Origin of the sequence: Pararobbsia alpina (assembly GCF_902859895.1) — a bacterium.
GTDB lineage: Bacteria > Pseudomonadota > Gammaproteobacteria > Burkholderiales > Burkholderiaceae > Pararobbsia > Pararobbsia alpina.
The window spans coordinates 186,670-213,325 of the sequence record NZ_CADIKM010000008.1; the positions used below are offsets into that span (position 1 = coordinate 186,670).

General features: G+C 62.1%; 22 protein-coding genes and 1 tRNA gene. 17 read left to right on the top strand and 6 right to left on the bottom strand.

All coding sequences use genetic code 11. The features are described from left to right. Window positions 1–92 precede the first annotated feature (92 nt). The 4 genes from HV670_RS11745 to HV670_RS11760 form a co-directional block, all read right to left on the bottom strand. A tRNA-Val gene (locus HV670_RS11745) sits at window positions 93–167 on the bottom strand. A gap of 152 nt (window positions 168–319) precedes the next feature. Next, the gene (dnaQ, locus tag HV670_RS11750; protein WP_175104946.1) at window positions 320–1,051 is read right to left on the bottom strand and encodes a DNA polymerase III subunit epsilon; all 732 of its coding nucleotides are present in this window, start codon (window positions 1,049–1,051) and stop codon (window positions 320–322) included. Window positions 1,052–1,093: 42 nt separating this feature from the next. Then, the gene (gene rnhA / locus HV670_RS11755) at window positions 1,094–1,537 is read right to left on the bottom strand and encodes a ribonuclease HI (RefSeq protein ID WP_425511414.1); all 444 of its coding nucleotides are present in this window, start codon (window positions 1,535–1,537) and stop codon (window positions 1,094–1,096) included. Continuing rightward, window positions 1,537–2,547, bottom strand: a complete 1,011-nt coding sequence (locus HV670_RS11760; protein ID WP_175104947.1) for a class I SAM-dependent methyltransferase — start codon at window positions 2,545–2,547, stop codon at window positions 1,537–1,539. The genes rnhA and HV670_RS11760 overlap by 1 nt, the downstream gene beginning before the upstream one ends. A 16-nt stretch (window positions 2,548–2,563) precedes the next feature. On the opposite strand from HV670_RS11760, the gene gloB reads away from it, so the two are divergent. The 6 genes from gloB (at window position 2,564) to HV670_RS11790 (ending at window position 11,619) form a co-directional block, all read left to right on the top strand. Continuing rightward, window positions 2,564–3,418, top strand: a complete 855-nt coding sequence (gene gloB, locus HV670_RS11765; protein ID WP_246257236.1) for a hydroxyacylglutathione hydrolase — start codon at window positions 2,564–2,566, stop codon at window positions 3,416–3,418. A 160-nt stretch (window positions 3,419–3,578) separates the two neighbouring features. Further along, window positions 3,579–5,459: a transglycosylase SLT domain-containing protein gene (locus HV670_RS11770; RefSeq protein WP_175104949.1), complete on the top strand. Its 1,881-nt coding sequence runs from the start codon at window positions 3,579–3,581 to the stop codon at window positions 5,457–5,459. 539 nt (window positions 5,460–5,998) lie between these two features. Further along, complete coding sequence (gene carA, locus HV670_RS11775) at window positions 5,999–7,165, top strand: glutamine-hydrolyzing carbamoyl-phosphate synthase small subunit (RefSeq protein WP_175104950.1); 1,167 nt, start codon at window positions 5,999–6,001, stop codon at window positions 7,163–7,165. Between the two features lie 93 nt (window positions 7,166–7,258). Continuing rightward, window positions 7,259–10,513 (top strand): carbamoyl-phosphate synthase large subunit, encoded by a 3,255-nt coding sequence (carB, locus tag HV670_RS11780; RefSeq protein WP_175104951.1) that lies wholly within the window; start codon window positions 7,259–7,261, stop codon window positions 10,511–10,513. 129 nt (window positions 10,514–10,642) lie between these two features. Continuing rightward, a complete protein-coding gene (gene greA / locus HV670_RS11785; RefSeq protein WP_175104952.1) occupies window positions 10,643–11,119 on the top strand; it encodes a transcription elongation factor GreA in 477 nt (158 codons plus the stop codon). 11 nt (window positions 11,120–11,130) lie between these two features. After that, entirely contained in the window at window positions 11,131–11,619 is a 489-nt protein-coding gene (locus HV670_RS11790) for a DUF4149 domain-containing protein (protein ID WP_175104953.1), read from the top strand. 24 nt (window positions 11,620–11,643) lie between these two features. Here HV670_RS11790 and HV670_RS11795 read toward each other — a convergent pair whose 3' ends face one another. After that, on the bottom strand, window positions 11,644–12,177 hold the full coding sequence (locus tag HV670_RS11795; protein ID WP_175104954.1) for a YhbY family RNA-binding protein: 534 nt from the start codon (window positions 12,175–12,177) through the stop codon (window positions 11,644–11,646). Window positions 12,178–12,287: 110 nt separating this feature from the next. Between HV670_RS11795 and HV670_RS11800 the strand changes: the two genes are divergently transcribed. The 11 genes from HV670_RS11800 to phoR all read left to right on the top strand — a co-directional run bounded on the left by HV670_RS11800 (window position 12,288) and on the right by phoR (window position 24,335). Further along, window positions 12,288–12,959 carry an RlmE family RNA methyltransferase gene (locus HV670_RS11800; RefSeq protein WP_175104955.1) on the top strand — a complete coding sequence of 224 codons (672 nt, stop codon included), beginning with the start codon at window positions 12,288–12,290 and terminating at the stop codon, window positions 12,957–12,959. A 123-nt stretch (window positions 12,960–13,082) separates the two neighbouring features. After that, window positions 13,083–14,978: an ATP-dependent zinc metalloprotease FtsH gene (gene ftsH / locus HV670_RS11805; protein ID WP_175104956.1), complete on the top strand. Its 1,896-nt coding sequence runs from the start codon at window positions 13,083–13,085 to the stop codon at window positions 14,976–14,978. Window positions 14,979–15,109: 131 nt separating this feature from the next. Then, window positions 15,110–15,892, top strand: a complete 783-nt coding sequence (folP, locus tag HV670_RS11810; RefSeq protein ID WP_175104989.1) for a dihydropteroate synthase — start codon at window positions 15,110–15,112, stop codon at window positions 15,890–15,892. Window positions 15,893–16,044: 152 nt separating this feature from the next. After that, entirely contained in the window at window positions 16,045–17,403 is a 1,359-nt protein-coding gene (glmM, locus tag HV670_RS11815) for a phosphoglucosamine mutase (protein WP_175104957.1), read from the top strand. A gap of 229 nt (window positions 17,404–17,632) precedes the next feature. Continuing rightward, a complete protein-coding gene (pstS, locus tag HV670_RS11820) occupies window positions 17,633–18,667 on the top strand; it encodes a phosphate ABC transporter substrate-binding protein PstS (protein ID WP_175104958.1) in 1,035 nt (344 codons plus the stop codon). A gap of 95 nt (window positions 18,668–18,762) precedes the next feature. After that, window positions 18,763–19,743, top strand: a complete 981-nt coding sequence (gene pstC / locus HV670_RS11825) for a phosphate ABC transporter permease PstC (protein WP_175104959.1) — start codon at window positions 18,763–18,765, stop codon at window positions 19,741–19,743. Then, window positions 19,740–20,630, top strand: a complete 891-nt coding sequence (gene pstA, locus HV670_RS11830; protein WP_175104960.1) for a phosphate ABC transporter permease PstA — start codon at window positions 19,740–19,742, stop codon at window positions 20,628–20,630. Before pstC ends, pstA begins: the two co-directional genes overlap by 4 nt. A gap of 27 nt (window positions 20,631–20,657) precedes the next feature. Next, window positions 20,658–21,437, top strand: a complete 780-nt coding sequence (gene pstB / locus HV670_RS11835; protein WP_175104990.1) for a phosphate ABC transporter ATP-binding protein PstB — start codon at window positions 20,658–20,660, stop codon at window positions 21,435–21,437. A 15-nt stretch (window positions 21,438–21,452) separates the two neighbouring features. Further along, window positions 21,453–22,157, top strand: coding sequence for a phosphate signaling complex protein PhoU (gene phoU / locus HV670_RS11840; protein ID WP_175104961.1), 705 nt, complete (start codon window positions 21,453–21,455; stop codon window positions 22,155–22,157). A 38-nt stretch (window positions 22,158–22,195) separates the two neighbouring features. Continuing rightward, window positions 22,196–22,900, top strand: a complete 705-nt coding sequence (gene phoB / locus HV670_RS11845; RefSeq protein WP_175104991.1) for a phosphate regulon transcriptional regulator PhoB — start codon at window positions 22,196–22,198, stop codon at window positions 22,898–22,900. Between the two features lie 49 nt (window positions 22,901–22,949). Further along, entirely contained in the window at window positions 22,950–24,335 is a 1,386-nt protein-coding gene (phoR, locus tag HV670_RS11850; protein WP_175104962.1) for a phosphate regulon sensor histidine kinase PhoR, read from the top strand. 114 nt (window positions 24,336–24,449) lie between these two features. Here phoR and ppk1 read toward each other — a convergent pair whose 3' ends face one another. Continuing rightward, window positions 24,450–26,528, bottom strand: a complete 2,079-nt coding sequence (gene ppk1, locus HV670_RS11855) for a polyphosphate kinase 1 (RefSeq protein WP_175104992.1) — start codon at window positions 26,526–26,528, stop codon at window positions 24,450–24,452. Window positions 26,529–26,656: the final 128 nt, after the last annotated feature.

Below are 26,656 nucleotides of genomic sequence, written 5' to 3' on the forward strand. Positions count from 1 at the left end.
ATCCGGCTTGGCGTGAGGACACTTAACAGACATTTGCTAAGCATCCGGCCCGGAAAGCAAGAAGGGCCGGCGATTGCCGGCCCTTCCGAATCTGGTGGATGGTACAGGGATTGAACCTGTGACCCCTGCCGTGTGAAGGCAGTGCTCTACCGCTGAGCTAACCATCCGAAGAAGACCGCGATTATAGCAACGAGCTTTGCGAACTGGCAACGGGAAATCTTGCATGCCAACCAGCAAGCGCCGTTTCCCAGTCATTGATGCCGCCGCCACACACCCTGCAAAAGCGACGCCGCCAGGCACTCAGCGACCTGCGCCACATTCAAGCAGCCTCGACAACTTGCGGCTCGACTCGCCACACGCAGCTTCCCTTCACGGCCTTGTCCAGTTCGTTCAGCACGATGCCGTGCGCAGCCTCTTCTTCAGGTAAAGCAAGTACCACGGCCAGCACGAGTTGGTCGAATCCCGTCTTGACCGCCAGCTCGTCGCCGCCGCTGGCCTGCTCCGATTCTCCGAGCATGTCGATCACGAGGCTCTCCTGGCCGCGTGTCATGGCCAGGTAAACCTCGGCGAGCAACTCGGCATCGAGCAGGGCGCCGTGCAGGGTCCGATGAGCATTGCTCACGCCGAGTCGGTCGCACAGGGCGTCCAATGAGTTGCGCTTGCCCGGATACAGCGACTTCGCCTGGACGAGCGTGTCGATCACTTCGCCGCAGTGGCTGACGAATGTCGGCAGGCCGAGCAGCGAGAATTCGGCGTCGAGAAAGCCAAGGTCGAACGGGGCGTTATGAATGATCAGGTCGGCACCCGCGATGAAATCGCGAAGCTCGTTTGCAATCTCGCCGAACTTCGGCTTGTCGCTCAGGAATTCGGTCGTCAATCCGTGCACGGCCAATGCGCCCGGCTCGCTATCGCGCTCGGGATTGATGTAGAAATGCAGGTTCTTGCCGGTCAGCCGTCGATCGACGAGCTCGACAATACCGACTTCGATCACACGATCGCCCGACCGCGCATTGAGGCCAGTGGTTTCGGTATCGAGTATGAGTTGACGCATAGCTTGATGTTTGCCTGGGGTGTTGCAGTAGCGTTGCGCCGACTATGCCTCGGTCAGCGATGCGACGCCCTTGTTCGCGAGCTGATCCGCACGCTCGTTCTCGGGGTGTCCCGCATGGCCCTTGACCCAGCGCCATTCGAGTTCGTGTTTGGTCGTCGCCTCGTCGAGCCGTTTCCACAGATCGGCGTTCTTGACGGGCGCCTTGGCGGCGGTCATCCAGTTTTTTTTCTTCCAGCCGTGGATCCACTCGCTGATACCTTTCTGCACATACTGCGAGTCGGTATGGACCACGGCCTTGCACGGACGCTTCAACGCCTCGAGCGCGGCAATGACGGCCATCAGCTCCATCCGGTTGTTGGTGGTCAGTTTCTCGCCGCCGAACAATTCCTTTTCCTGGGTACCGTAACGGAGCAGCGCGCCCCAGCCGCCCGGGCCAGGATTGCCTTTGCAGGCTCCATCCGTATAGATATCGATGACGTCCGACATTATTGGTTCTGTGTCTCTCGTTCGATGCTGCTGCGGGAATTCGGTGTGGCAACCGGCGCGAGGCCGGGCGCGAGCGCGGGCTTCTTGGCCCACGTCGGCCCGATCATGCGCATGCCGCGCACGCGTTTGACGGCCGTGATCATATAGGTCGCACCGAAGATCGGCCACCACCGGTCGCCGGCCGATTCCATGAAATCGTAGCGAGTCAGCCATTGATCGGTCACGAGCGGCGGCCGATAGCAGCCGAAGCGCCCGCGATCGAATTCGAAGCCGAGCAGCTTGATCCAGTCCTTGAGTCGCGTGAACGCGATCAGGTCGTGTGTGCCGGGCACAAAGGGGCGGCGCGTCATCCGCCCGACGGACTGTCTCATGCCCCACAGGCTCAGCGAATTGAAGCCGGCAATCACCAGTCGTCCATCGGGCATCAGCACGCGTTCGACTTCGCGCAGCAGGCGGTGAGGATCGGGCGTGAACTCGAGGGTATGGGGCAGGACGATCAAGTCGACGCTTTGCGCTTCGAACGGCAGCTCGACGAATTCGCACCAGATCGTGCTTCGCGCGAACGCGGGCGCATGAACGGAGCCCCGGTTGGGGAGCGACGTCACCGAAGCACGGCCAGCGGGAGAACCGGCAGCGCTGGGTGTGCCGCTGTCTTCGCTGGATCCCGCACCGAGTCCGCCGGCATCACTCCCCGAGCTCGCCGCATTGCCCGATCGCTCGGCGGCGCCTTGCACGCCAAAGCCCTGCGCCCCACTGTGGCTACGCGCACTCTTTGCGCGCGGCACCACATAAGGTGCGCTCGCGCGGCTCGCACCGTCGAGCACGAGCCCCCGGTAAGGCATTCGGTTTTCGCGCAGTGCGTCGATCTGGGGCAGGCCGAGCTGCAGGGCGTGGTAGCCGAAGATATCGCCCACCACATGATCGAGTTGCGCCTGTTCCCACTCGAGCACGTAGCGTCCGGGCGGTGAAACCGTCCAGGCGGGCCAGTCTATAATCCCGTGATCAGACATGGGCAATCCAAATCAAATGAAAAGCGCGAGTGAAGCCTCATACCAATACGTGCCTGTTCCGGCGTTCGAGGACAATTACATCTGGGTGATGACCGACGGCCACAGCGCGGTCGTGGTCGACCCGGGCGACGCGGCTCCGGTCGAAAGCTGGCTGCGCGAACACGGTGTGAAGTTGATCGCTATTCTACTCACGCATCATCACGCGGACCATGTCGGCGGCGTCGCCACTTTATTGAGAACTTTCTCCGGCCCGGAAGGCATCCCGGTCTACGGTCCCGCGGCCGAGTCGATCCCGGTCGTCTCGCGGGCGCTCAAGGGCGGCGACACGATAGAGCTCGACGAGCCCTACGGCGAATTCGCCGTACTCGACGTGCCCGGTCACACACGCGGACATATCGCCTACGTCCAGCATGCAGGCGGCGACGGCGCCCCCCACCTGTTCTGCGGCGACACCCTGTTTGCAAGTGGTTGCGGACGTTTGTTCGAAGGCACGGCTGCCCAGATGCTCGCCTCGCTCGATTCGCTCGTTGCGCTCGACGACGATACGCAGGTCCACTGCGCACACGAATACACCTTGTCGAATATCCGTTTCGCGCTGGCCTGCGAACCGGCCAATCCGGACTTGCAGGCATGGAGCATCCGCGCCCGCGAACTCCGCGATCTCGGCCGGCCGACGCTGCCGACGACGATCGGCCATGAAAAACGCGTCAATCCATTCCTGCGGGCCGATCAGTCATCGGTACGCGAGCACGTACTTGCTTCGGCCTCGGCGCGGGGCGCGAACGGGTCGAGCGGCATGTCCGAGGCGGGCTCGATCGACCGTCTCGGCGTGTTCGCGGCGATGCGCGAATGGAAGAACACATTCCGTTGAGCCCGCGCAAGCTCGGGTATACATCAGATGCAGCACTCAAAATCCGCTCCAGATCGCGGATTATCAAGGCTTTTTAGCATTATTTAGGTTGACGGATGATGAGGGCTTCCTTACCATCCTCCCAACACTTTCCTTGCGGTTCAACGGAACGAGACGTCCAATGCGATTGATTTTTTGTGCGCTAGTCGCCTTGCTACTCTCAGCGTGTGCTAGCGCGCCCGATACCGCTGGCCTTGCTTCCGCTCCGATCTCCACGATTCAGAAGTCCCCCAAAAATCAAGCCGTCGCGCTTGCTTCCACCGAAAACCCGATCAACGTCGACCACACCTCGGTCGACACGCTCGTGAAGCCCGACGATATCTGGTCGCGTATCCGCAAGGGTTTTCAGATGCAGGATCTCGACGGCGATCTCGTGCAGACGCAGATCGACTGGTACTCCCAGCGCCCCGACTATGTGGCTCGAATGACCGACCGGTCGAAGCTCTACCTCTACCATATCGTCAGCGAACTCGAACGCCGCAACATGCCGACGGAGCTTGCGCTGCTGCCGTTCATCGAGTCGGCTTACAACCCGCAGGCCCTGTCGGTCGCGAAGGCGGCGGGCATGTGGCAGTTCGTGCCGGGAACGGGCAGGACATTCAACCTGCGCCAGAACATGTTCCAGGATGAACGCCGCGACGTGCTGGCCTCGACGAGTGCCGCGCTCGACTATCTCGAGAAGCTGCATGACATGTTCGGCGACTGGTATCTCGCGCTCGCTGCCTACAACTGGGGCGAAGGCAATGTGCAGCGCGCAATCGCGCGCAACCAGGCGGCCGGACTGCCGACCGACTACATGAGTCTCAAGATGCCGGCCGAGACGCGCAACTACGTGCCCAAGCTTCAGGCGGTCAAGAACATCATCGCCAATCCGCAGATGTATGGACTGACGCTGCCGGATATACCGAATCACCCGTATTTCGTGACGGTCACGACCTCGCACGATATCGATGTCGATGTCGCGGCTCGGCTCTCGGGCATGACGCTCGATGAATTCAAGGCGCTGAACCCCTCGTTCCGCCTCCCCATGATCCTCGGCGCGACCCAGTCGCAGATCCTGCTGCCCTTCGACAATGCGCAGCAGTTCGAAAGCAATCTCAAGGCCTATTCAGGACAGCTTGCATCGTGGACGACCTACACCGTCAACGAGCGGACCACGCCGAATGCCCTCGCGCAGAAGATCGGCATCGACGTCGACATGCTGATGACAACCAACCAGATTCCGCGCGGCATGCGCCTCAAGCCCGGCTCGACGGTGGTCGTGCCGCGTGAGGACGATGACGAGGACATCAGCGCGGACGTTGCCGAGAACGCCGTGCTGGCGATGGAGCCGGACGTCCCCGACACCCGCAAGGTGCTGATTCGCGTGCGTCGTCATGAAAGCATGGCCTCGTTCGCGAGCCGCTATGGCGTGAGCGTGCGGCAGCTGAGCGCCTGGAACAAGGGCCGCCGTTCGGTGCTTGCGCCGGGCCAGACGCTCGTGCTGCACGTGCCGGTCGGCAAGAAGCTGCCGGCCCAGCCCCCTGTTGCGGTGGCGAGCAACGACAGCGGGCAAGAGGGCGGGAGCGGAGGGGCGGCGAAGACTGCCGATTCCGATTCCCATCCGGCCCCGCGCGGCAGTATGATCAAAGCAGCCGCGCCGACAAAAGAAGCGTCCGGCAAGGGCGGGAAGGGTGGCTCGAAGCTGGCGAAGGGCGAGGCGGTGGGTGGCAGCAAGGGTGGCGATTCGAAAACCGCGGACTCGAAGGCCAATGCGGCGGCCGCTGCTCCAGCTGATGCGAAGCCCGATGCGAAGGGCGCTTCCAAGGGTAAATCGATGGCCGTGAAGCCTGCGCCGAAGCTCGCTTCGCGCTCGAGTGGCAAACAGAATTCGGATGGGGCGGTGAAATCCGCCACGCGGTCGAAGGCCGCACAGGCTCCAAAAGCCCAAAATGGTGGTGCGAGCCGCAAGCGATCCGCCGCCGAGGCTTCGGATGAGAAGCACGGTAAAAATAGCGGCTAGGCACGGATTGAGCACGCTCTGCGGGGGCAGTGCGTGAGGTTACGCTCCGATCAATTCGATGCTTTGAGCGCGCTGGCTCATCTGGCCCGCGCGCTTTCGTTTTTCTGGGGCGGGGGTTTTCCGGTGCGCCCGGTCGCGCGAGCGTTGTGCGGCGCGGTTTCCCGGTCGCATGGCGGTACTGGACTGAAGGGCGGGAAGGCGTTGCGCAGCGGCGCATAAGCGCCCGGCGCAGGGTCCCGGGCAAGCGAGGGCCTAGCCTGGGGAGGCTGCTCAGGCTATAATTCGAAGGTTTAAGTTAATCCACCCGCACCCTAGCGCCTACCCACATTCTCTCGTTCGTCCGCTGCATGCCTCGCTCGTCCACGTATGGGGAGCGCCTCTACGGCATGCGCAGGATCGACCCGCCACGCCTGGCTCGTCGCGCGCCCGATAGTCTCTGACTCCGACGGCTGCAGCACGAACGCCCTGCGTCTGGCTGGCTCGTTTCTCCGGACATGAACGACAGGTCGGCAGCTGGGTGTCCCCGCAAGGAGCCTCCCGTGTTGCCGTCTTTTCCTCTTGCCCTGCTTGCGCTCGCTGACGGTACGGTCTTTCGCGGTTATTCGATTGGCGCACCCGGTCATACGATCGGCGAAGTCGTTTTCAATACCGCAATGACCGGCTATCAGGAAATTCTCACCGATCCGAGCTATTCGCGCCAGATCGTCACCCTGACCTATCCGCACATCGGCAATACTGGCGTCAATGCCGAAGACGTCGAGGCCGCCAAAGTTCATGCGGCCGGCCTGATCATCCGCGATCTGCCGCTGCTTCACTCCAATTTCCGCCAGGAACGTTCGCTCAGCACCTATCTGAAAGACGAAGGGATTGTCGCGATCGCCGGGCTCGATACGCGCAAGCTGACGCGCATCCTGCGCGACAAAGGCGCGCAGAACGGCGCGATTCTGGCGGGCGAGGATGACAGTGCAAAGGCACTGACGCTCGCGCGTTCGTTCCCGGGCCTCGCGGGCATGGACCTCGCGAAGGTCGTCTCGTCGACCAAGCCTCATGAATGGACGCAGGCTGAATGGCGTCTCGGTGCCGGCTACCGCGAGCAGACGGCCCCGAAGCATCATGTCGTCGCCTTCGACTATGGCGTCAAGTACAACATCCTGCGCATGCTGGCCGAACGCGGTCTGCGTGTCACGGTGCTGCCGGCGCAGGCGAGCGCGGCCGATGCGCTCGCGCTCAATCCTGATGGCATCTTCCTGTCGAACGGGCCGGGCGACCCGGAGCCTTGCGACTACGCGATCCGCGCGACGCGCGAATTCATCGAACGCGGCATCCCGACCTTCGGCATTTGTCTGGGCCACCAGATCATGGGCCTCGCGGTCGGCGCGAAGACGATGAAGATGAAGACCGGTCACCATGGCGCGAACCATCCGGTCAAGGATCACGATGACGGCCGCGTCGTCATTACCTCGCAGAACCACGGTTTCGCGGTCGATGCGTCGACGCTGCCGGCCGATGCGCGCATCACGCATACCTCCCTGTTTGACGGCACGCTCCAGGGCTTCGCGCTGACCGACAAGCCGGCGTTCTGCTTCCAAGGTCATCCGGAAGCCTCGCCGGGGCCCCACGATATCGCCTATCTGTTCGACCGTTTCGTCGCGCTGATCGAGGCGAAGAAGGGCGGCCGCACGGCCGCGGCCCGAGCCACCGCCTAGCCGCTGTCAGAGCCGCCGCGCCCGCGCGCTGCGAAAGCACGCGGGCGACGAGAGCAACCATCGCGAACACAGAATCCAGTATCCGAGAGCTTTATGCCGAAGCGTACAGACATCAAGAGCATCCTTATCATCGGCGCCGGGCCGATCATCATCGGCCAGGCCTGCGAGTTCGACTATTCGGGCGCGCAGGCGTGCAAGGCGCTGCGCGAGGAAGGCTACAAGGTCATTCTCGTCAACAGCAATCCTGCGACGATCATGACCGACCCGAACACGGCCGACGTGACCTATATCGAGCCGATCACCTGGGAAGTCGTCGAGCGCATCATCGCGAAGGAACGCCCGGACGCGATCCTGCCGACCATGGGCGGACAGACCGCGCTCAACTGCGCGCTCGACCTTCATGCGCAAGGCGTGCTCGGCAAGTACGGTGTCGAGCTGATCGGGGCATCGCCCGAAGCGATCGACAAGGCTGAAGACCGCCAGAAGTTCAAGGACGCGATGACCAAGATCGGTCTCGGGTCGGCGAGGTCGGGCATCGCGCATTCGTGGGAAGAGGCGCAGCAGGTGCAGGCAAGCATCATGGGCGCGACGGGTGGCATCGGTTATCCGATCGTGATCCGTCCTTCGTTCACGCTGGGCGGTTCGGGCGGCGGCATCGCCTACAACAAGGAAGAGTTCGAAGAGATCTGCCGTCGCGGACTCGATCTCTCGCCGACGCACGAATTGCTCATCGAAGAGTCGCTGCTGGGCTGGAAAGAGTACGAGATGGAAGTGGTCCGCGACAAGAAGGACAACTGCATCATTGTCTGCTCGATCGAAAACCTCGACCCGATGGGTATCCATACGGGCGATTCGATCACCGTCGCACCGGCCCAGACGCTGACCGACAAGGAATACCAGCTGCTGCGCAACGCATCGCTCGCGGTGCTGCGCGAGATCGGCGTGGACACCGGCGGCTCAAATGTCCAGTTCGCGATCAATCCGGTTGACGGTCGGATGGTTGTCATTGAAATGAATCCGCGTGTCTCGCGTTCATCGGCGCTCGCCTCGAAAGCCACCGGCTTCCCGATCGCGAAGATCGCCGCCAAGCTCGCGGCCGGCTATACGCTCGACGAACTCAAGAACGAGATCACCGGTGGCGAGACGCCGGCGTCGTTCGAGCCGACGATCGATTATGTCGTGACGAAGATTCCGCGTTTTGCGTTCGAGAAATTCCGCGAGGCCGATTCGCATCTCACCACGCAGATGAAGTCGGTCGGTGAAGTGATGGCGATCGGCCGCACATTCCAGGAATCGTTCCAGAAGGCCTTGCGCGGCCTCGAGGTCGGCGTCGACGGGCTCGATGAAAAGTCGAGCGACCGTGATGAAATCGTCGACGAAATCGGCACGCCGGGTCCGGACCGGATCTGGTACGTCGGTGATGCGTTCCGGATCGGCATGAGCTTGCAGGAAGTGCAGGAAGAAACCTCGATCGACCCGTGGTTCCTCGCACAGATCGAAGACATCGTGAGGATCGAGACGAGTCTCAAGGGCCGCGCGCTCGAGAGCCTGAGCGTCGACGAGCTGCGCTTCGTCAAGCGTGCGGGTTTCTCGGACCGCCGCCTGGCGAAGCTGTTGGGCGCGACGCCCGAGCAGCTTCGCGCGCGGCGCATCGAGCTCAATGTGCGTCCCGTCTACAAGCGCGTCGATACTTGCGCGGCCGAATTCGCGACGAAGACTGCGTATATGTATTCGACCTACGAGGAAGAATGCGAATCGCAGCCGACCGACAAGAAAAAGATCATGGTCCTCGGCGGCGGTCCGAACCGTATCGGGCAGGGTATCGAATTCGACTACTGCTGCGTGCATGCGGCACTCGCGATGCGCGAGGATGGCTATGAAACGATCATGGTCAACTGCAATCCGGAAACTGTGTCGACCGACTACGACACATCGGATCGCCTGTACTTCGAATCGCTGACGCTCGAAGACGTGCTTGAAATTGTCGACAAGGAAAAGCCGGTCGGCGTGATCGTCCAGTACGGCGGCCAGACGCCGCTGAAGCTCGCGCTCGATCTCGAGGCGAACGGGGTACCGATCATCGGCACGTCGCCGGACATGATCGACGCGGCCGAAGATCGCGAACGCTTCCAGAAGCTGCTGAATACGCTGGGCCTGCGCCAGCCGCCGAACCGTACCGCGCGCGCGGAAGACCAGGCGCTCATGTTGGCGCAGGAAATCGGCTATCCGCTCGTCGTGCGTCCCTCGTACGTGCTCGGCGGCCGTGCAATGGAAATCGTCCACGAGCCGCGCGACCTCGAACGCTATATGCGCGAGGCGGTCAAGGTATCGAACGATTCGCCGGTGCTGCTCGACCGCTTCCTCAATGACGCGATCGAGTGCGACGTCGACTGCATCTCGGATGGCAAGGACGTGTTCATCGGCGGCGTGATGGAACACATCGAACAGGCCGGGGTCCACTCGGGCGACTCGGCGTGCTCGCTGCCGCCGTACTCGTTGTCGGCCGCGACGATCGCCGAACTCAAGCGCCAGACAGCCGCGATGGCACGCGCGCTGAACGTTATCGGCCTGATGAACGTGCAGTTCGCGATCCAGCAGGAAAAACGCGAGGACGGCACGGTGGAAGACATTGTCTACGTGCTCGAAGTCAACCCGCGCGCGTCGCGCACGGTGCCCTACGTGTCGAAGGCGACCGGACTGCAGCTTGCGATGATCGCGGCGCGCTGCATGGTCGGTCAGTCGCTCGTCTCGCAAGGCGTGACGGCCGAAGTGAATCCGCCATACTTCAGCGTCAAGGAAGCGGTGTTTCCGTTCATCAAGTTCCCTACGGTCGACCCGGTGCTCGGACCCGAAATGCGTTCGACGGGTGAAGTGATGGGCGTGGGCAAGACCTTCGGCGAGGCGCTGTTCAAGTCGCAGCTCGCCGCGGGTTCGCGCCTGCCGGCAAGCGGAACCGTGTTGCTGACGGTCAAGGACTCCGACAAGCAGGTCGCCATCGAAGTCGCGCAGGAACTGCACGAATTGGGTTATCCGCTCGTCGCGACGAAGGGCACGGCCGCGGCGATCGCCTCGGCCGGCATTCCCGTGAAGATCGTCAACAAGGTCAAGGACGGCCGTCCGCACATCGTCGACATGATCAAGAACGGCGAAATCGCACTCGTGTTCACGACCGTGGACGAGACGCGCATGGCGATTGCCGACTCGCGCTCGATCCGCATGAGCGCGCAGGCCCACAAGGTCACGTACTACACGACGATGTCGGGCGCGCGCGCGGCGGTCGAAGGCCTGCGCTATTTGCGTGAGCTCGAAGTCTACGATTTACAAGGACTTCACGCTCGCCTACACTAAACCCTATCCGAGGCCCCGGCTGTTCCCAGACGGGGTATCTCCGAAACCGGCCGCGGCCAACGCGGTGTCTGACCGAAACAGGTTGGATGCACTTTGGCTGCGGCGATTTTTTTTGTTTTGTGAATTCTTATGAGCACCATTCCGTTGACCAAGCGCGGCGCCGACCTGTTGAAGGAGGAGCTGCAACGCTTGAAATCGAAAGAGCGGCCTTCCGTGATCAACTCGATCGCTGAAGCGCGCGCACAGGGCGACCTGTCCGAAAACGCCGAATATGATGCGGCGAAGGAAAAACAGGGCTTTATCGAGGGACGCATCGCGGAAATCGAGTCGAAGCTGTCCGCTGCGCAGATCATCGATCCGGCCGCTCTGGAGGCCGATGGCCGCATCGTCTTCGGTGCGACCGTCGATCTCGAGGAAGTCGAGGACGGCAGCAAGGTCACGTATCAGATCGTCGGTGACGACGAAGCCGATATCGACCATGGCCTGATTTCGATCAGCTCGCCGATCGCGCGTGCGCTGATCGGCAAGGGCGAAGGCGATGTGGCCGCGGTGAAGGCGCCGAGCGGCGTACGCGAATACGAAATCATCTCCGTGCGTTACATCTGAGTGGTTTCGTGATGGGACATCGTTTGTTTAACCTCTTCACGACGATCTGGGTCGGCAGCCTGCTGACCACCGGTTATATCGTCGCGCCCACCTTGTTCTCGCTGCTCTCGAGGACGGAGGCAGGAGACGTTGCCGCGAGCCTGTTTCGCACACAGGGCTTTCTGTCCATTGTGTGCGGACTCGTGCTGCTGGTGATCGCGAACCGCGCGATCCGGCTCGCTGCGGGCGGGCAGGGCGTGCAGACGCTGCGGCGCGCGCGCCGCCTCGTCGTGGCGATGATCGTCTGCACGCTGCTCGGTTATTTCGCGCTGCAACCGTGGATGAACTCGCTGAGGCTTGCCGCACAGGCGGCAGGCACGGATGTCGGCCACTCGGCATTTGCGACGCGCTTTGGCATCCTGCATGGCGTGTCGAGCGTGTTCTACCTGATCGAAAGTCTGCTCGGCGTCTGGCTCGTTTGCCTGCGCCGTGTGCCGGACACGTTTGCGATTCCGGGCTGAGCGCCCGGTCCGCTGCCAAACGTCTTATTTGTTCGACTGATACTGGCGCTTGGCGCTGGCCTGGCGCGGCTTCGCGCGCTTGACATTGCCTCCCGCCGTGACGCGCTCGTTGCCGCGCACGGTGAGTGAGACCGGCTTCGGACGACGCACCGAACTGCTCGGCTTGATGACCTTGACCACACGCGGTGCGCCGCCTTTCGCGCTGCGCTGTTCACCCGCGGCGCTGTTGACCGACGGCATGCCGCGTGCGGCACCGCGCGCACTGGGTTTTTCGTCGACTTCGGGCGCGGGGCGCCAGATGACGAGCAGCTTGCCGATATGCTGGACCGGCGCCGCCTTGAGGCGGTCGCAGATCTCGGTGTAAATGGCGAGCCGTTCCTCGCGTTCGTCGCCGAACACGCGAATCTTGATCAACTGGTGGGCGCTCAGGTGGACCTGAATCTCTTTGAGGACCGCATCGGTCAGGCCCTCGGCTCCGATCATGACGACGGGTTTCAGGGCGTGCGCGTCGGCGCGCAGGGCGGCGCGTTGCGCAGAAGTGACTGTAAGGGCGGGCATGGCTCGGTCTGGATGAAGGGCGCGAGGACCGCGCCAAACGCGTATTATCGAACAAAAGCGGCGAGTTAGGCCATTTCCTGGTCAATCGTTCGTCGCCACGACCCAATCCCATGGCAAAGAATCGTTTCAATCAGAATTGGCTGCACGATCACATCAACGATCCTTACGTAAAAATGGCGCAGCGCGACGGGTATCGCGCGCGTGCCGCTTACAAACTGAAGGAAATCGATGAGCAGGACAAGCTGATCCACCCGGGTCAGGTCATCGTCGATCTCGGCGCGACTCCTGGCAGCTGGAGCCAGTACGCGCGCAACAAGCTCGCCCAGGGCGCGCGCAAGGCCGAGGGCGGCATCGACGGTACGATCATTGCGCTCGACCTGCTGCCGATGGAGCCGATCGCCGACGTGCATTTCCTGCTCGGCGACTTCCGCGAGGACGAGGTCCTGGCCCAGCTCGAAGAACTTGTGGGTTCGCAGGCGGTAGACCTTGTAATTTCCGACATGGCACCCAATCTCTCGGGGGTAGCATCGGCCGACTCTGCCCGCATCGAGCATTTGTGCGACCTGGCGCTCGAGTTTTCACAGAATCACCTCAAGCCCGAAGGCGCCTTGCTGGTCAAGTGCTTTCACGGCAGCGGGTATAGCCAGATCGTCAAAAAGTTCAAGGAGCAGTTCAAGATTGTCGCGTCGCGCAAACCCAAGGCCTCGCGAGACAAGTCGTCGGAAACGTTTATTTTGGGCCGGCAATTGAAAATTCCCGGCAAAGTGCTGCCAAACCATTGAATTGACTATCTTTGGCATAGACTATTCCTGTGGCGAGGGTTGGCCGGCTGGATTAGAATGGACCGCCAGTGCTGAACCGACTTTTTTCGGACCAGCCGGCGCTATCAGTGAAGGAGCGATGCTTTGAACAACAATTTGTTTTCCAAGGCGGCAGTGTGGCTGGTCATCGCACTGGTGCTATTTACGGTGTTCAAGCAGTTCGACAAGCCGCGCGTCCAGGAAGGGGTTAGCTATTCCCAGTTCATGGACGATGCCAAGAACGGCAAGATCAAGCAGGTGATCGTTCAGGGTCGTAACCTGACCGTTTCGCCGGCTGACGGAACCAAATACACCCTGGTGTCGCCCGGCGACATCTGGATGATCGGCGACCTGATGAAGGACGGCGTATCGGTGACCGCGAAGGCGGAAGACGAGCCGAACGCGCTCGTCTCCGCCCTGTATTACCTGGGGCCGACGATCCTGATCATCGGCTTCTGGTTCTACATGATGCGGCAGATGCAAGGGGGCGGCAAAGGCGGAGCCTTCTCGTTCGGCAAGTCGCGTGCGCGGCTGATCGACGAGAACAACAACGCGATCAACTTCACCGACGTCGCGGGCTGCGACGAAGCGAAGGAGGAAGTGTCCGAACTGGTCGACTTCCTGCGCGACCCCCAGAAATTCCAGAAACTCGGCGGCCGGATTCCGCGCGGCGTGCTGCTCGTCGGCCCCCCGGGTACCGGTAAGACGCTGCTCGCGCGCGCGATTGCGGGCGAAGCCAAGGTGCCGTTCTTCAGCATCTCGGGTTCGGACTTCGTCGAAATGTTCGTCGGTGTCGGCGCGGCCCGTGTGCGCGACATGTTCGAGCAGGCCAAGAAGCACGCACCGTGTATCGTGTTCATCGACGAAATCGATGCGGTCGGCCGTCATCGCGGTGCCGGCATGGGCGGCGGCAACGACGAACGTGAACAGACGCTGAACCAGATGCTCGTCGAAATGGACGGCTTCGAGGCGAACTCGGGCGTGATCGTGATTGCGGCGACCAACCGCTCGGACGTGCTGGACAAGGCGCTGCTGCGTCCGGGCCGGTTCGACCGCCAGGTCTTTGTCGGTCTGCCGGATATCCGTGGCCGCGAACAGATTCTCAAGGTTCACCTGCGCAAGGTGCCGGTGTCCAACGATGTCGACGCCTCGGTGATCGGCCGCGGTACGCCGGGCTTCTCGGGTGCGGATCTCGCGAATCTCGTGAACGAAGCGGCCCTGTTCGCCGCGCGGCGCGGCAAGCGAATCGTCGAGATGCAGGACTTCGAGGATGCGAAGGACAAGATCTACATGGGTCCGGAACGCCGTTCTGCCGTGATCCGCGAAGAAGAGCGCCGGATGACCGCGTACCACGAGTCGGGTCACGCGGTGGTCGGCAAACTGCTGCCGCTGTCGGATCCTGTCCACAAGGTCACGATCATGCCGCGCGGTTTCGCGGGCGGCTTGACGTGGTACCTGCCCGAGCATGACAAGAACTATGCGTACAAGGACGGCATTCTCAATGAGATTGCGATCCTGTTCGGGGGACGGGCTTCGGAAGAAGTCTTCCTGAATGCGATCTCGACGGGCGCGTCGAACGACTTCGAGCGTGCAACCAAGCTGGCTCGGGACATGGTCACGCGTTACGGGATGTCGGACGTGCTTGGCACGATGGTCTATGTCGATACCGAGTCGGACCAGTCGTTCGGCAGGATGTCGTCGCGTGCGGTGTCCGAAGGCACGCAGCAGAAGGTTGACGCGGAAATTCGCCGGATTCTCGACGAACAGTACACATTGGCTCGCAAGCTCCTGCAGGACAATCGCGACAAGGTCGAAGCCATGACCAAGGCACTGCTCGAATGGGAAACCATCGACGCGGACCAGGTCAACGACATCATGGCGGGCTTGCCCCCGCGGCCGCCGAAGAGCACCCCGCGCGGCCCGTCGGGCGACACGCCTCCGGGTGGCGGCAATACCGGAGTGGAAGTCAAGCCGGCCAACGGTACGACGCAGCCTGCATAAGGTCACGGATGTAGAAGGAAAAGGGTCGGCGAATTTGCCGGCCTTTTTTTATTTTGACTCTGGAGTTTTCGGTGGCCTTATCCCTGTGGCAATGCGGGCGGTTCGCGCTGGCGCTCGACCGTCCGCTCGTGATGGGTATCCTGAACGCGACGCCCGATTCGTTTTCCGACGGCGGCCGCTATTTCGCGCGTGATGCGGCGCTGCGTCATGCCGAGCAGATGATCGCGGCGGGCGTCGACATTCTCGACATCGGCGGCGAATCGACGCGGCCGGGAGCACCGCCGGTGCCGGTCGACGAGGAACTCGAACGCGTGATTCCGCTCGTCGACGCGCTGCGCGATGCGGGTGTCGCGCTGTCGATCGATACTTATAAGCCCGCCGTCATGCGCGAGGCCCTGGAACACGGGGCGGATGCGATCAACGATGTCTGGGCCTTTCGAATGCCCGGCGCGATCGAAGCCGTCGCCGGCAGCGGCTGCGGGCTCTGTGCCATGCATATGATCGGCGATCCGCTGACGATGCAGACGGACCCCGCCTCGGCCTATGACGACGTGGTCGAGGACGTGCGACGCTTCCTGGCCGGGCGGGTCGCGCAGTTCGAGGATGCCGGTATCGAGCGGGCCCGGATCACCGTTGATCCGGGCTTCGGCTTCGGCAAGACGGTCGAACAGAACTATCGGCTGCTCGCGCATCTCGCGATAATTGCACCCGCGGGCATGGCCTTGCTCGCCGGGGTATCGCGCAAGTCGATGCTCGGCGCAGTGACCGGCAAGCCGGCGCCCGAACGTGTGTCTGCAAGTCTGGCCGGTGCGGTGTGCGCGGTCGAGCGCGGGGCGGCCATTGTCCGCGTGCATGATGTCGGTGAAACGGTCGATGCCCTGAGAGTGTGGCAGGCCGTCAGGAATGCCGCGTGACGCGCGCTGCGCGCGGGTGTATAAGCGCTCTCTCAGGCGCGCGCCGGTGTCGAGGTCGGCCAACAGTGCCGATCGTCAGCCCGATGAACGCCGGCAGGGCAGTAGCGAGTAATCCACTAACCAGTCAAGCTTGATAACCAGGAGAACGGGGCATGACGCGTCGTTATTTCGGTACAGACGGAATCCGAGGCAAGGTCGGCGATTCGCCGATCACGCCTGAATTCGTGTTGCGGCTCGGTTATGCGGCCGGCAAGGTGCTTGCCGGAGGAGACCGCTGGAACAAGAAGGGCGCTCGCCCGACGATATTGATCGGCAAGGACACCCGGGTGTCGGGCTATATGCTCGAGGCCGCCCTCGAGGCGGGCTTCGCCTCCGCCGGCGTCGACGTGATGCTGGCCGGGCCAATGCCGACGCCGGGCGTGGCCTACCTCACGCGCGCGTTGCGGCTTGCCGCCGGCGTCGTGATCAGCGCCTCGCACAATCCGTATTACGACAACGGCATCAAGTTTTTTTCAGCTGATGGCAACAAGTTGCCGGACGAAGTCGAACGTGAGATTGAAGTCCGGCTCGAACAGCCGCTCGAATGCGCCTCGTCCGAGAACCTCGGCAAGGCGCGCCGGCTCGATGACGCGGCGGGCCGCTATATCGAGTTCTGCAAGAGCACGTTCCCCGTCAAGTATGATTTGCATGGCCTCAAGCTGGTCGTCGACTGCGCCCACGGCGCGGCTTATCACATTGCCCCGCATGTGTTTCATGAACTCGGTGCGGAAATCGTGCCGATCGGCATCCAGCCGAATGGCTTCAACATCAACGACGGCGTCGGCGCGACCGCGCCCGGGGCGTTGATCGAGGCCGTCAAGGCAAGCGGTGCCGATCTGGGCATCGCCCTCGACGGTGATGCTGACCGGCTCCAGATCGTCGACGCGCAGGGACGCCTGTTCAACGGCGACGAGTTGCTCTATGTGCTGGTGCTCGACCGGATCGCGACCAATGGCAAGGTCGCGGGCGCGGTCGGCACCCTGATGACCAATCTCGCGGTCGAACTCGCGTTGCGCAATGCGGGAGTCGAATTCGTCCGGGCGGCCGTCGGCGACCGCTACGTGCTCGAGAAACTGCATGAGCGCGACTGGGAACTCGGTGCCGAAGGTTCGGGCCACATTCTTTCGCTCGATCGGCATACGACCGGTGACGGTATCGTCTCGGCGCTGCTCGTCCTGGCGGCCTTGCAGCGCAGCGGGAAGACCCTGGCCGAACTGCTCGACGGCGTGACACTGTTCCCGCAGACACTGATCAATGTCCGGATGCGTCCGGATGCCGACTGGAAGAACAGCGGCATGATCGACGACGCGATCAACGCGGCGCGCACGGCGCTCGGCAACCAGGGCCGGGTGTTGATCCGCGCCTCGGGCACGGAGCCGGTCCTGCGCGTGATGGTCGAGGCCGAGGATGCGGGAGCGGCTCATGACCATGCCGAGGCGATTGCCAATACGGTGCGCACGGTCACGGCCTGAAACACGCCCCCTCGGCGCAAGCCATGGTCTGTGCCGAAGCCTGCGAGGGCAGCTGAACACACTGCCCAGGCAGGGCATTCCTCTCATGAATGCCCTGCCTGCAGCTTTCGGTTTGTAACGAATCTGTCATCTAAGTTTCACTGAATGTCATGTGAGTGACACAAACTCACCCTAAAGTGAGCGGCTCCTAGAAGGCATTTTTTGCCCATACGCTACTACTGGAGTTCTCATGCATTTCATGAAATCCGCGATTGCCGGTCTTGCCGGCGCGATGTTCGTTCTTGCCGCCCACGCTACCGACATCACGGGTGCTGGCAGCACGTTCGCGGCTCCGATCTACACGAAGTGGGCCGATGCCTACGCCAAGTCCGGCGGCGGCAACGTCAACTATCAAGGCATCGGCTCGTCGGGTGGCATCAAGCAGATCGTTGCGAAGACCGTCGATTTCGCCGGTTCGGACGCTCCGCTCAAGGATGATGAACTCGCAAAGCAAGGCCTTTTCCAGTTTCCCACGGTGATCGGCGGCGTGATCCCCGTGATCAACCTCCCGGGCATCGCTGCCGGTGAAATCACGCTGTCGGGCGAAGTGCTCGGCGACATCTACCTCGGCAAGATCACCAAGTGGAACGACCCGGCGATCGCCGCATTGAACCCGAAGGTCAAGCTGCCGGCAACCGACATCGCCGTGGTGCGCCGCGCCGACGGTTCGGGCACGAGCTTCATCTGGACGAACTACCTGTCGAAGGTCAACGCCGAATGGAAGTCGAAGGTCGGTGAAGGCGCAACGGTCAATTGGCCGACGGGTCTGGGCGGCAAGGGCAATGACGGCGTGGCCGTCTCGGTCCAGCGCACGCCGGGCGCGATCGGCTATGTCGAATACGCGTACGTGAAGCAGAACAAGATGATCTACGTCGACCTGAAGAACGCCGCCGGCAATGTCGTCGCCCCGGATGCGAGCACCTTCAAGGCCGCCGCGGCGGGCGCGGACTGGTCGAAGTCGTTCTACCAGATCCTCACGAACGAAGGCGGCAAGGATGCATGGCCGATCGTCGGCGCAACCTTCGTGCTGGTGCATACTACGGAAGACAAGCCTGCTCAAGGCACCGAGACGCTGAAGTTCTTCGACTGGGCGTTCAAGAACGGCCAGCCCGCAGCGGAATCGCTCGACTACGTGACGCTGCCGGACAGTGTGGTCACCGAAATTCGTTCGCAAATGAAGACGAAAGTGAAGGATGCGTCGGGCAAGTCGCTCGCCGCGGAATAAGTAGTCAGCAGTAAGCATTGCATCCGCCCTCCGGACCCGGAGGGCCGTCAGTAGTCCGCGCGGCAGTTCGCCGCGCGGTGCGTTTAAGGGACGACATGTCCGACACCCAACTTCCATCGAATTCCGCCTCGAGTCCGATGCGCGCACCTTCCCGCACGGGCGACATCGTATTCGGCTCGCTGGCGCGTGGCGCCGCGCTGATTACGCTGCTGCTGCTTGGCGGTATTCTCGTGTCCCTGGTCGTGGCCGCCTGGCCAACCTTGCAGAAATTCGGCTTGTCGTTCATCTGGACCAGCGAATGGGATCCACCCAACGACCAGTTCGGCGCGCTGATCCCGATCTATGGCACGCTGATCACCTCGGTGATCGCGCTCGTGATCGCGGTGCCGGTGAGCTTCGGTATCGCGCTGTTCCTGACTGAACTGTCCCCGGCCTGGCTGCGCCGGCCGCTCGGCACGGCGATCGAGCTGCTTGCCGCGATTCCGTCGATTGTCTATGGCATGTGGGGCCTGCTGGTGTTCGCCCCGATCTTCGCGACCTATGTCGAAACGCCGCTCAAGACCGTGCTGGGTCCGATTCCGCTGATCGGCGCCCTGTTCCAGGGACCGGCCATCGGTCTGGGCATCCTGCTCGCCGGCTTCATCCTCGCGATCATGATCATCCCGTACATTTCCTCGGTGATGCGCGACGTGTTCGAAGTCGCACCGGTCCTGCTCAAGGAATCGGCTTACGGCATCGGTTGCACCACATGGGAAGTCATGTGGAACGTGGTCCTTCCGTTCACCAAGTCCGGCGTGATCGGTGGCGTGATGCTCGGTCTCGGCCGCGCACTCGGTGAAACGATGGCGGTCACCTTCGTGATCGGCAACACCAATCTGCTCAATAATATTTCGCTGCTTTCACCGGGTAACAGCATTGCGTCGGCGCTTGCCAACGAATTCGCTGAAGCGGGCCCCGGCCTGCACACCGCGGCCCTGATGGAACTCGGCCTGATCCTCTTTGCGATCACCTTCCTCGTGCTGTCCGCCTCGAAGCTGATGCTGTTGCGTCTCGAGCGCGCCGAGGGTTCGAAATGAGCGATCACACATTCAACGCACCGACTGCCATGCACGCCCAGTCCGCCGATGCCCGTCGTCTGCAGGGCCGCCGCCGGCGCGTGAACAGCGTCGCGCTGACGTTGTCCATGATCGCGATGGCGTTCGGCCTGCTTTGGCTGGTCTGGATTCTCTACACGACGATCCAGTTCGGTGTCGGCGGGATGTCGCTCCATCTGTTCACGGAGTCGACACCGGCGCAGGGCGTTACCGGCGGCGGTCTGCTCAATGCGATCATGGGCACGCTGATCATGGTCGGGTTGTCGACCGTGGTCGGTACCCCGATCGGCATCATGGCCGGTGTGTATCTTGCCGAATACGGGCAGAGGGGCTGGTTCGCGAGCTTGGTCCGCTTTATCAACGACATCCTGCTGTCGGGCCCGTCGATCGTCGTCGGCTTGTTCGTCTACGCGGTCATGGTCTCGCCGTTCGGAGGCTTCAGCGGCTGGGCCGGCTCGGCCTCGCTTGCGCTGCTGCAGATTCCAGTCGTGATCCGCACCACCGAGAACATGCTGAAGCTGGTACCCAACGCACTGCGTGAAGCGGCAATCGCGCTTGGCACACCGAAGTGGAAGATGGTCATGTCCATCACACTGAAGTCGTCAGTCTCCGGTGTGATGACGGGTGTGCTGCTCGCGGTGGCACGGATCACGGGGGAAACCGCACCGTTGTTATTCACCTCGCTGAACAGTCACTTCTTCAGCCTGAACATGAGCAAGCCGATTGCGAGCTTGCCGGTCACGATTTTCCAGTTTGCCCTGAATGTCGATCCCAATCTGCAATCGCTTGCATGGGCCGGCGTATTCCTGATCACCCTCGGTGTGCTCGGACTCAACATCCTCGCACGCGCGCTTTTCAAGGCTCGATAAATGGCGACCGTCCAGACGAATGCGGCGATGGCCGCTTCCCCTGCCGCGCACGGCACTACGAAGATCAACGTCAAGAACCTGAACTTCTTCTACAACCGCTATCACGCGCTGAAGAACATCAACCTGTCGATCCCGGATCGCAAGGTGACCGCGTTCATCGGCCCGTCCGGTTGCGGCAAGTCGACCTTGCTGCGCACATTCAACAAGATGTATGCGCTGTATCCCGAACAGCGCGCAGAGGGCGAGATCCTGATGGACGGCGAGAACCTGCTCGAATCGAAGCAGGACATTTCGCTGCTGCGCGCGCGTGTGGGCATGGTGTTCCAGAAGCCGACGCCGTTTCCGATGTCGATCTACGACAACATCGCATTCGGCGTGAAGATGTTCGAGTCTCTGTCGCGCCCGGAACTGGACGACCGCGTCGAATGGGCGCTGACCAAGGCCGCGCTCTGGACCGAGGTCAAGGACAAGCTTCAGCAAAGCGGCTACGGCCTGTCCGGCGGCCAGCAGCAACGGCTGTGCATTGCACGCGGTATCGCGATCCGGCCCGAGGTATTGCTGCTTGACGAACCCTGCTCGGCACTCGATCCGATATCCACGGGCCGTATCGAAGAGCTGATCGCCGAGCTCAAGGACGATTACACGGTAGTGATCGTGACTCACAATATGCAACAGGCGGCGCGCTGCTCCGATTACACGGCTTATATGTACCTCGGTGAACTGATCGAATTCGGCGATACCGAAAAGATCTTCATCAAGCCGGTGCGCAAGGAAACCGAGGATTACATCACCGGCCGCTTCGGCTAAAGGGAGAACCCAGCCATGTCCGATAAACATTTGTCCAGCCAGTTCGACGCCGACCTCAATGCGGTGTCGTCGAAGGTCCTCGAGATGGGCGGCCTGGTCGAAGCGCAGATCACCCAGGCGATGTATGCGCTGAACAACTTCGATATCGAATCGGCCGATCGCGTGATCGCGGCGGAACAGCGCCTGAACACGATGGAAGTCGAGATCGACGAGGAATGCAGCAACATCATCGCGCGTCGCCAGCCGGCTGCACGCGACCTGCGCCTGCTGATGGCGATTTCAAAGACCATCACGAACCTCGAACGTGCGGGTGACGAAGCCGAGAAGATCGCCAAGCGTACCAAGCGCCTGGCGGAAGACGGCTCGGCGCGCCTGATCAATATTGCCGAGATCAAGCTCTCGGGCGAGATGGCCACGACCATCCTGCGCCGTGCGCTCGATGCGTTCGCCCGTCTCGACACGGTCGCCGCCGCGCAGATCGTGCGCGACGACAAGGCGATCGACGAGGAATTCCGTGCCTTTGTTCGCAAGCTCGTGTCGTACATGATGGAAGACCCGCGCACGATTTCGGCGGGCCTCGACTATCTGTTCATCGCCAAGGCCGTCGAGCGTATCGGCGACCACGCGAAGAACATTGCCGAGTTCATCATCTATATCGTCAAGGGAACGGACGTGCGCCATGTCTCGCGCGAGCAGCTCGAGCGCGAAGCGCTCGGCTGATTGATTCGTCTGAACAAGGAAGAGGTACACAGGTGTCGATCCCCAGCAGCATTCTCGTTGTCGAAGATGAGCCGGCCATTTCCGAACTGATCTCGGTCAACTTGCAACACGCCGGCCATTGCCCGATCCGGGCTTATAACGCCGAGCAGGCGGCGAATCTGATCAGCGATGTTCTGCCTGATCTCGTCCTGCTCGACTGGATGTTGCCGGGCAAGTCGGGCGTGACGTTCGCGCGCGACCTGCGGGCCAACGACCGGACCAAGCACATCCCGATCATCATGCTCACCGCGCGTGGCGAGGAGCAGGACAAGGTGCTCGGCCTCGAGATCGGCGCCGACGACTATGTGACCAAGCCATTTTCTCCGAAGGAATTGATGGCCCGGATCAAGGCGGTGTTGCGCCGTCGCGCACCGCAGCTGACCGAGGACATCGTCGCGATCAACGGCCTGCGGCTTGATCCGTCGACGCATCGCGTCGCCGCGCAAAACGGCGGGGGTTCCGAGACCAAGCTCGATCTCGGGCCGACCGAGTTCAGGCTGCTGCATTTCTTCATGACCCATCCGGAGCGGGTGCACAGTCGCACGCAATTGCTCGACCAGGTGTGGGGTGATCATGTATTCGTCGAGGAACGCACGGTCGATGTGCATATCAAGCGCCTGCGCGCGGCGCTCAAGCCCGCCGGATGCGATGCTATGATTGAAACCGTGCGGGGCAGCGGCTACCGCCTCGCGAAAGCCGGCTGACCGGCCTTACCCGGCGCGCTTGTGCGCCATCGAACCGATCCGGTTTCGCATGAACGTCATCTGGGCGCGCGCTGTCGCGTCCCTCCTGCTAATCGTTGTTGTCGCCGTTGGGCTTGGCGTGACGCTGGGCCCGCTGACGGCCTTGGGCTTCGCTGCCGTGGCATTGGTGGCGCAGGTCCTTTTCAATACTTTCCACACGCAGCGACTGTGGCAATTGCTCGAGGCGCCTGTCTATGGCGAGGTGCCGAGCGCGCCTGGCATTTGGGGTGAAATCTACTACCGGCTGCACAAGCTCGCGAAGCGCTGGCATTCGCAGGTGCGTCAGGTCGAGCAGCAACATTCGCGTTTCATCCAGGCGATCCAGGCTTCGCCGTATGGTGTGGTGATGCTCGACGATCACAACCAGATCGAATGGAGCAACGGGATCGCCGAGAATCACTTCGGGCTCGATGCCAAACGCGATTTGCGCCAGCACATCACGCACCTCGTACGCCAGCCCGATTTCGTGCGCTATCTGAGCCAGCAGCGCTATGACGAAGACCTTCATATGCACGGCATGGGCGAGAACCGCCAGAACGTGATCGCCGTGCAGGCCTTCCCCTACGGCGACAACCGCAAGCTGATCCTCACGCAGGACATCACCGAACTCGAACGCACGGACTCGATGCGCCGCGATTTTGTCGCGAACGTCTCGCACGAACTGAAGACGCCGTTGACCGTGCTCTCGGGTTTTCTCGAGACGATGCGCGAGTTGCCGCTATCCGAGGCCGATCGCAACCGCTACCTCGACATCATGGCGCAGCAGGGCGCGCGCATGCAGATCATCGTCAATGAGCTGCTCGTGTTGGCCAAGCTCGAGGGCGATGCGAAGCCGCCGGTCGAGCAGATGCTCGATATCAAGACCGTGCTGCGCCAACTGCACGACGATGCGCAGGGCCTGTCGGCCGGCAAGCATACGATCGAGATGCACGTGGATCCCGCGCTGACCGTGATCGGTGCCGAGAGCGAACTGATGAGCGCGCTCGGGAATCTCGTGAGCAATGCGATCCGCTATACGCCGGAAGGCGGCAAGATCTGCATTCGATGGCGCGATGCGGGCGAGGCCGCGGTGTTCTCGGTCACCGACACGGGTATCGGTATTCCGCCCGAGCATATTCCGCGGCTCACTGAACGCTTCTACCGGGTTGACCGGAGCCGTTCGCGCGATACCGGCGGCACGGGCCTCGGCCTCGCGATCGTCAAGCACGTACTGCAGCGCCACGATACGGTGCTGCAGGTGAAAAGCGAAGAAGGGCGGGGCAGCGAGTTCTCGGTGAAATTCCCGGCCGCGCGCACCGTGCGAAACCAGGCGATCGCGACGTCAGTGAATACGGGGCCGGTGCTCTCGGCGAAGGTGGCGAGCCCTGCGGTCGCCAAGGCTGACAAGGCGAATTGAAGCCCATTTAGTCCAACTGAGCGTTCAACTAAGGGCCAAGCCCAGCGATTACGAGCCGCCGGGCCGATCCGAGCGCCTTGAACGCTCAAGCCACTCGAACCGTCTTGCGGTCGATCACGTCATCGATGTGTCGCTGCAGAATTTCGACAGCAGACTCAGTTGTACATTGCGCGAGGTCTTGCCCGGGCGTCGGCGGCGATAGTGGCCGTCGCTCTGCATGACCCAGGCAGCCTGGTTGTCGCCGAGAAAGGCCGAGAGCCCTTCGGCGATCACGCGCCGCTTGAGCCGGCGGTCGAGCACCTGGAACGCCACCTCGACGCGGCGGAAGAAGTTCCGGTCCATCCAGTCGGCGCTCGACAGATAGACATTCTCCTGGCCGCCCGCGTAGAAATAGTAGATACGATGGTGCTCGAGAAAGCGCCCGACGATCGAACGCACCGTGATGTTCTCGGACAGTCCCGGCACGCCTGGTTGGAGCGAACACACCCCCCGAATGATCAGGTCGATCTTGACGCCTGCCTGCGAAGCCTCGTAAAGCTCATAGATCACCGTCGGTTCGAGCAGCGCATTCATCTTCGCGACGATGCGCGCGCGGCGGCCCGCGCGCGCATGCGCCGCTTCGACGCGGATCGCGTCGATGAGCTTGGGGTGAAGGGTGAACGGCGACTGCCAGAGGTTGTGCAGCGGCAACTCCGCGCCGATGCCGGTCAGTTGCTGGAATACGTGATGAACGTCTTCGCAGGTCTTCTGATCCGAGGTCATGAGACCGAAGTCCGTGTAGAGGCGGGCTGTGCGCGGATGATAGTTGCCGGTGCCCAAGTGGGCATAGCGGCGCAGATGCGGCTTGCCATTCTGGAGCACGCGCCGCACGATCAGGATCATCTTCGCGTGGCACTTGTGGCCGACCACGCCATAGACGACGTGCGCGCCGACGGCTTCGAGCTGGGCCGCCCAATTGATATTGGTCTCTTCGTCGAAGCGCGCGAGCAGTTCGACGACAACGGTGACTTCCTTGCCGTTGCGGGCTGCCTGCATCAGCGCGTCCATCAGCGGCGAGACGCTGCCGGTCCGGTAGATCGTTTGCTTGATCGCGACGACGTTCGGATCGTTCGCGGCTTCGAGCAGCAGATCGAGTACCGGCTGAAAGCCCTCATACGGATGGTGGAGCAAGATGTCGCCGCGATCGATCGCATCGAACAGACTTGGCGTATTCGCGACGACCGTAGGGGTCGACGGTGCATGCGGGACGAACTTGAGATCGGACCGGTCGACGAGGTCGGGCAACTGCATGAGCCGCACGAGATTGACGGGGCCGTCGACACGATAGCAGTCCTGTTCCTGAAGGCCGGACTCGTCCATCATCCGGCGCACGATATGCTTGGGCGTCTCTGCCGAGACCTCGAGGCGCACCGCCGCGCCGAGGTGGCGCGCGGGAAGTTCGCCCTGCAAGGCGATGCGCAGGTTCGTGATTTCGTCTTCGTCGACAAAGAGTTCGCTGTTGCGCGTGATGCGGAACTGGTTGCAGCTCTTGACCGTCAGGCGCGGGAACAGCTCACCCACAAAACGCTGCATGAAGGTACTCAGCAGGACAAAGCCGAACGGATAGCCTGAGAGTTCCTGCGGCATCTTGATCAGCCGCGGCAGTGCGCGTGGCGCCTGGACGATGCCCATCACCGCTTGCCGTCCGAACGCATCCTTGCCTTCGAGCTCGAGCGCGAAATTCAGGCTCTTGTTGAGCACGCGAGGGAAGGGGTGGGCGGGATCGAGCCCGATCGGCGTCAGGACCGGTAGCAATTCTTCAAGGAAATAATCGTGCGCCCATTCTGTCTGGGCTTCATTCCAGCCATCGGCGTTATGAAACGCAATACCTTCCAGTTCGAGCTGCGGCAACACGACATCGTCGAGCATTGAATATTGCTGATGCACGAGTTTCTGCGCGCGCTCGACGACCTGGTCGTAGACCTGCTGCAGCGACATGCCGTCCGGTGCGAGTGCACCGGGGTTGTCGCGCATCTGCTCCTGCAGTCCGGCCATGCGGACTTCAAAAAACTCGTCGAGATTGCTCGACGTAATACAGATAAAACGCAGGCGCTCGAGCAGCGGTACGGATTCGTCTCCTGCCTGCGCGAGCACGCGCTCATTGAAGCTTAGAATGCCGAGTTCGCGGTTTAGCAGCGGGTAACGCATGGGCAGCGGCGGTAAGAAGAGTAGACAGGGGGACTTTCGAAGAGTCTCACAGTATCATGTCGAGCGAGTGATCTTATATTGTCACAAGCTTTACGTGTGTACGGCATAGCGTCGCGCGACGCCGCAGCGATCGA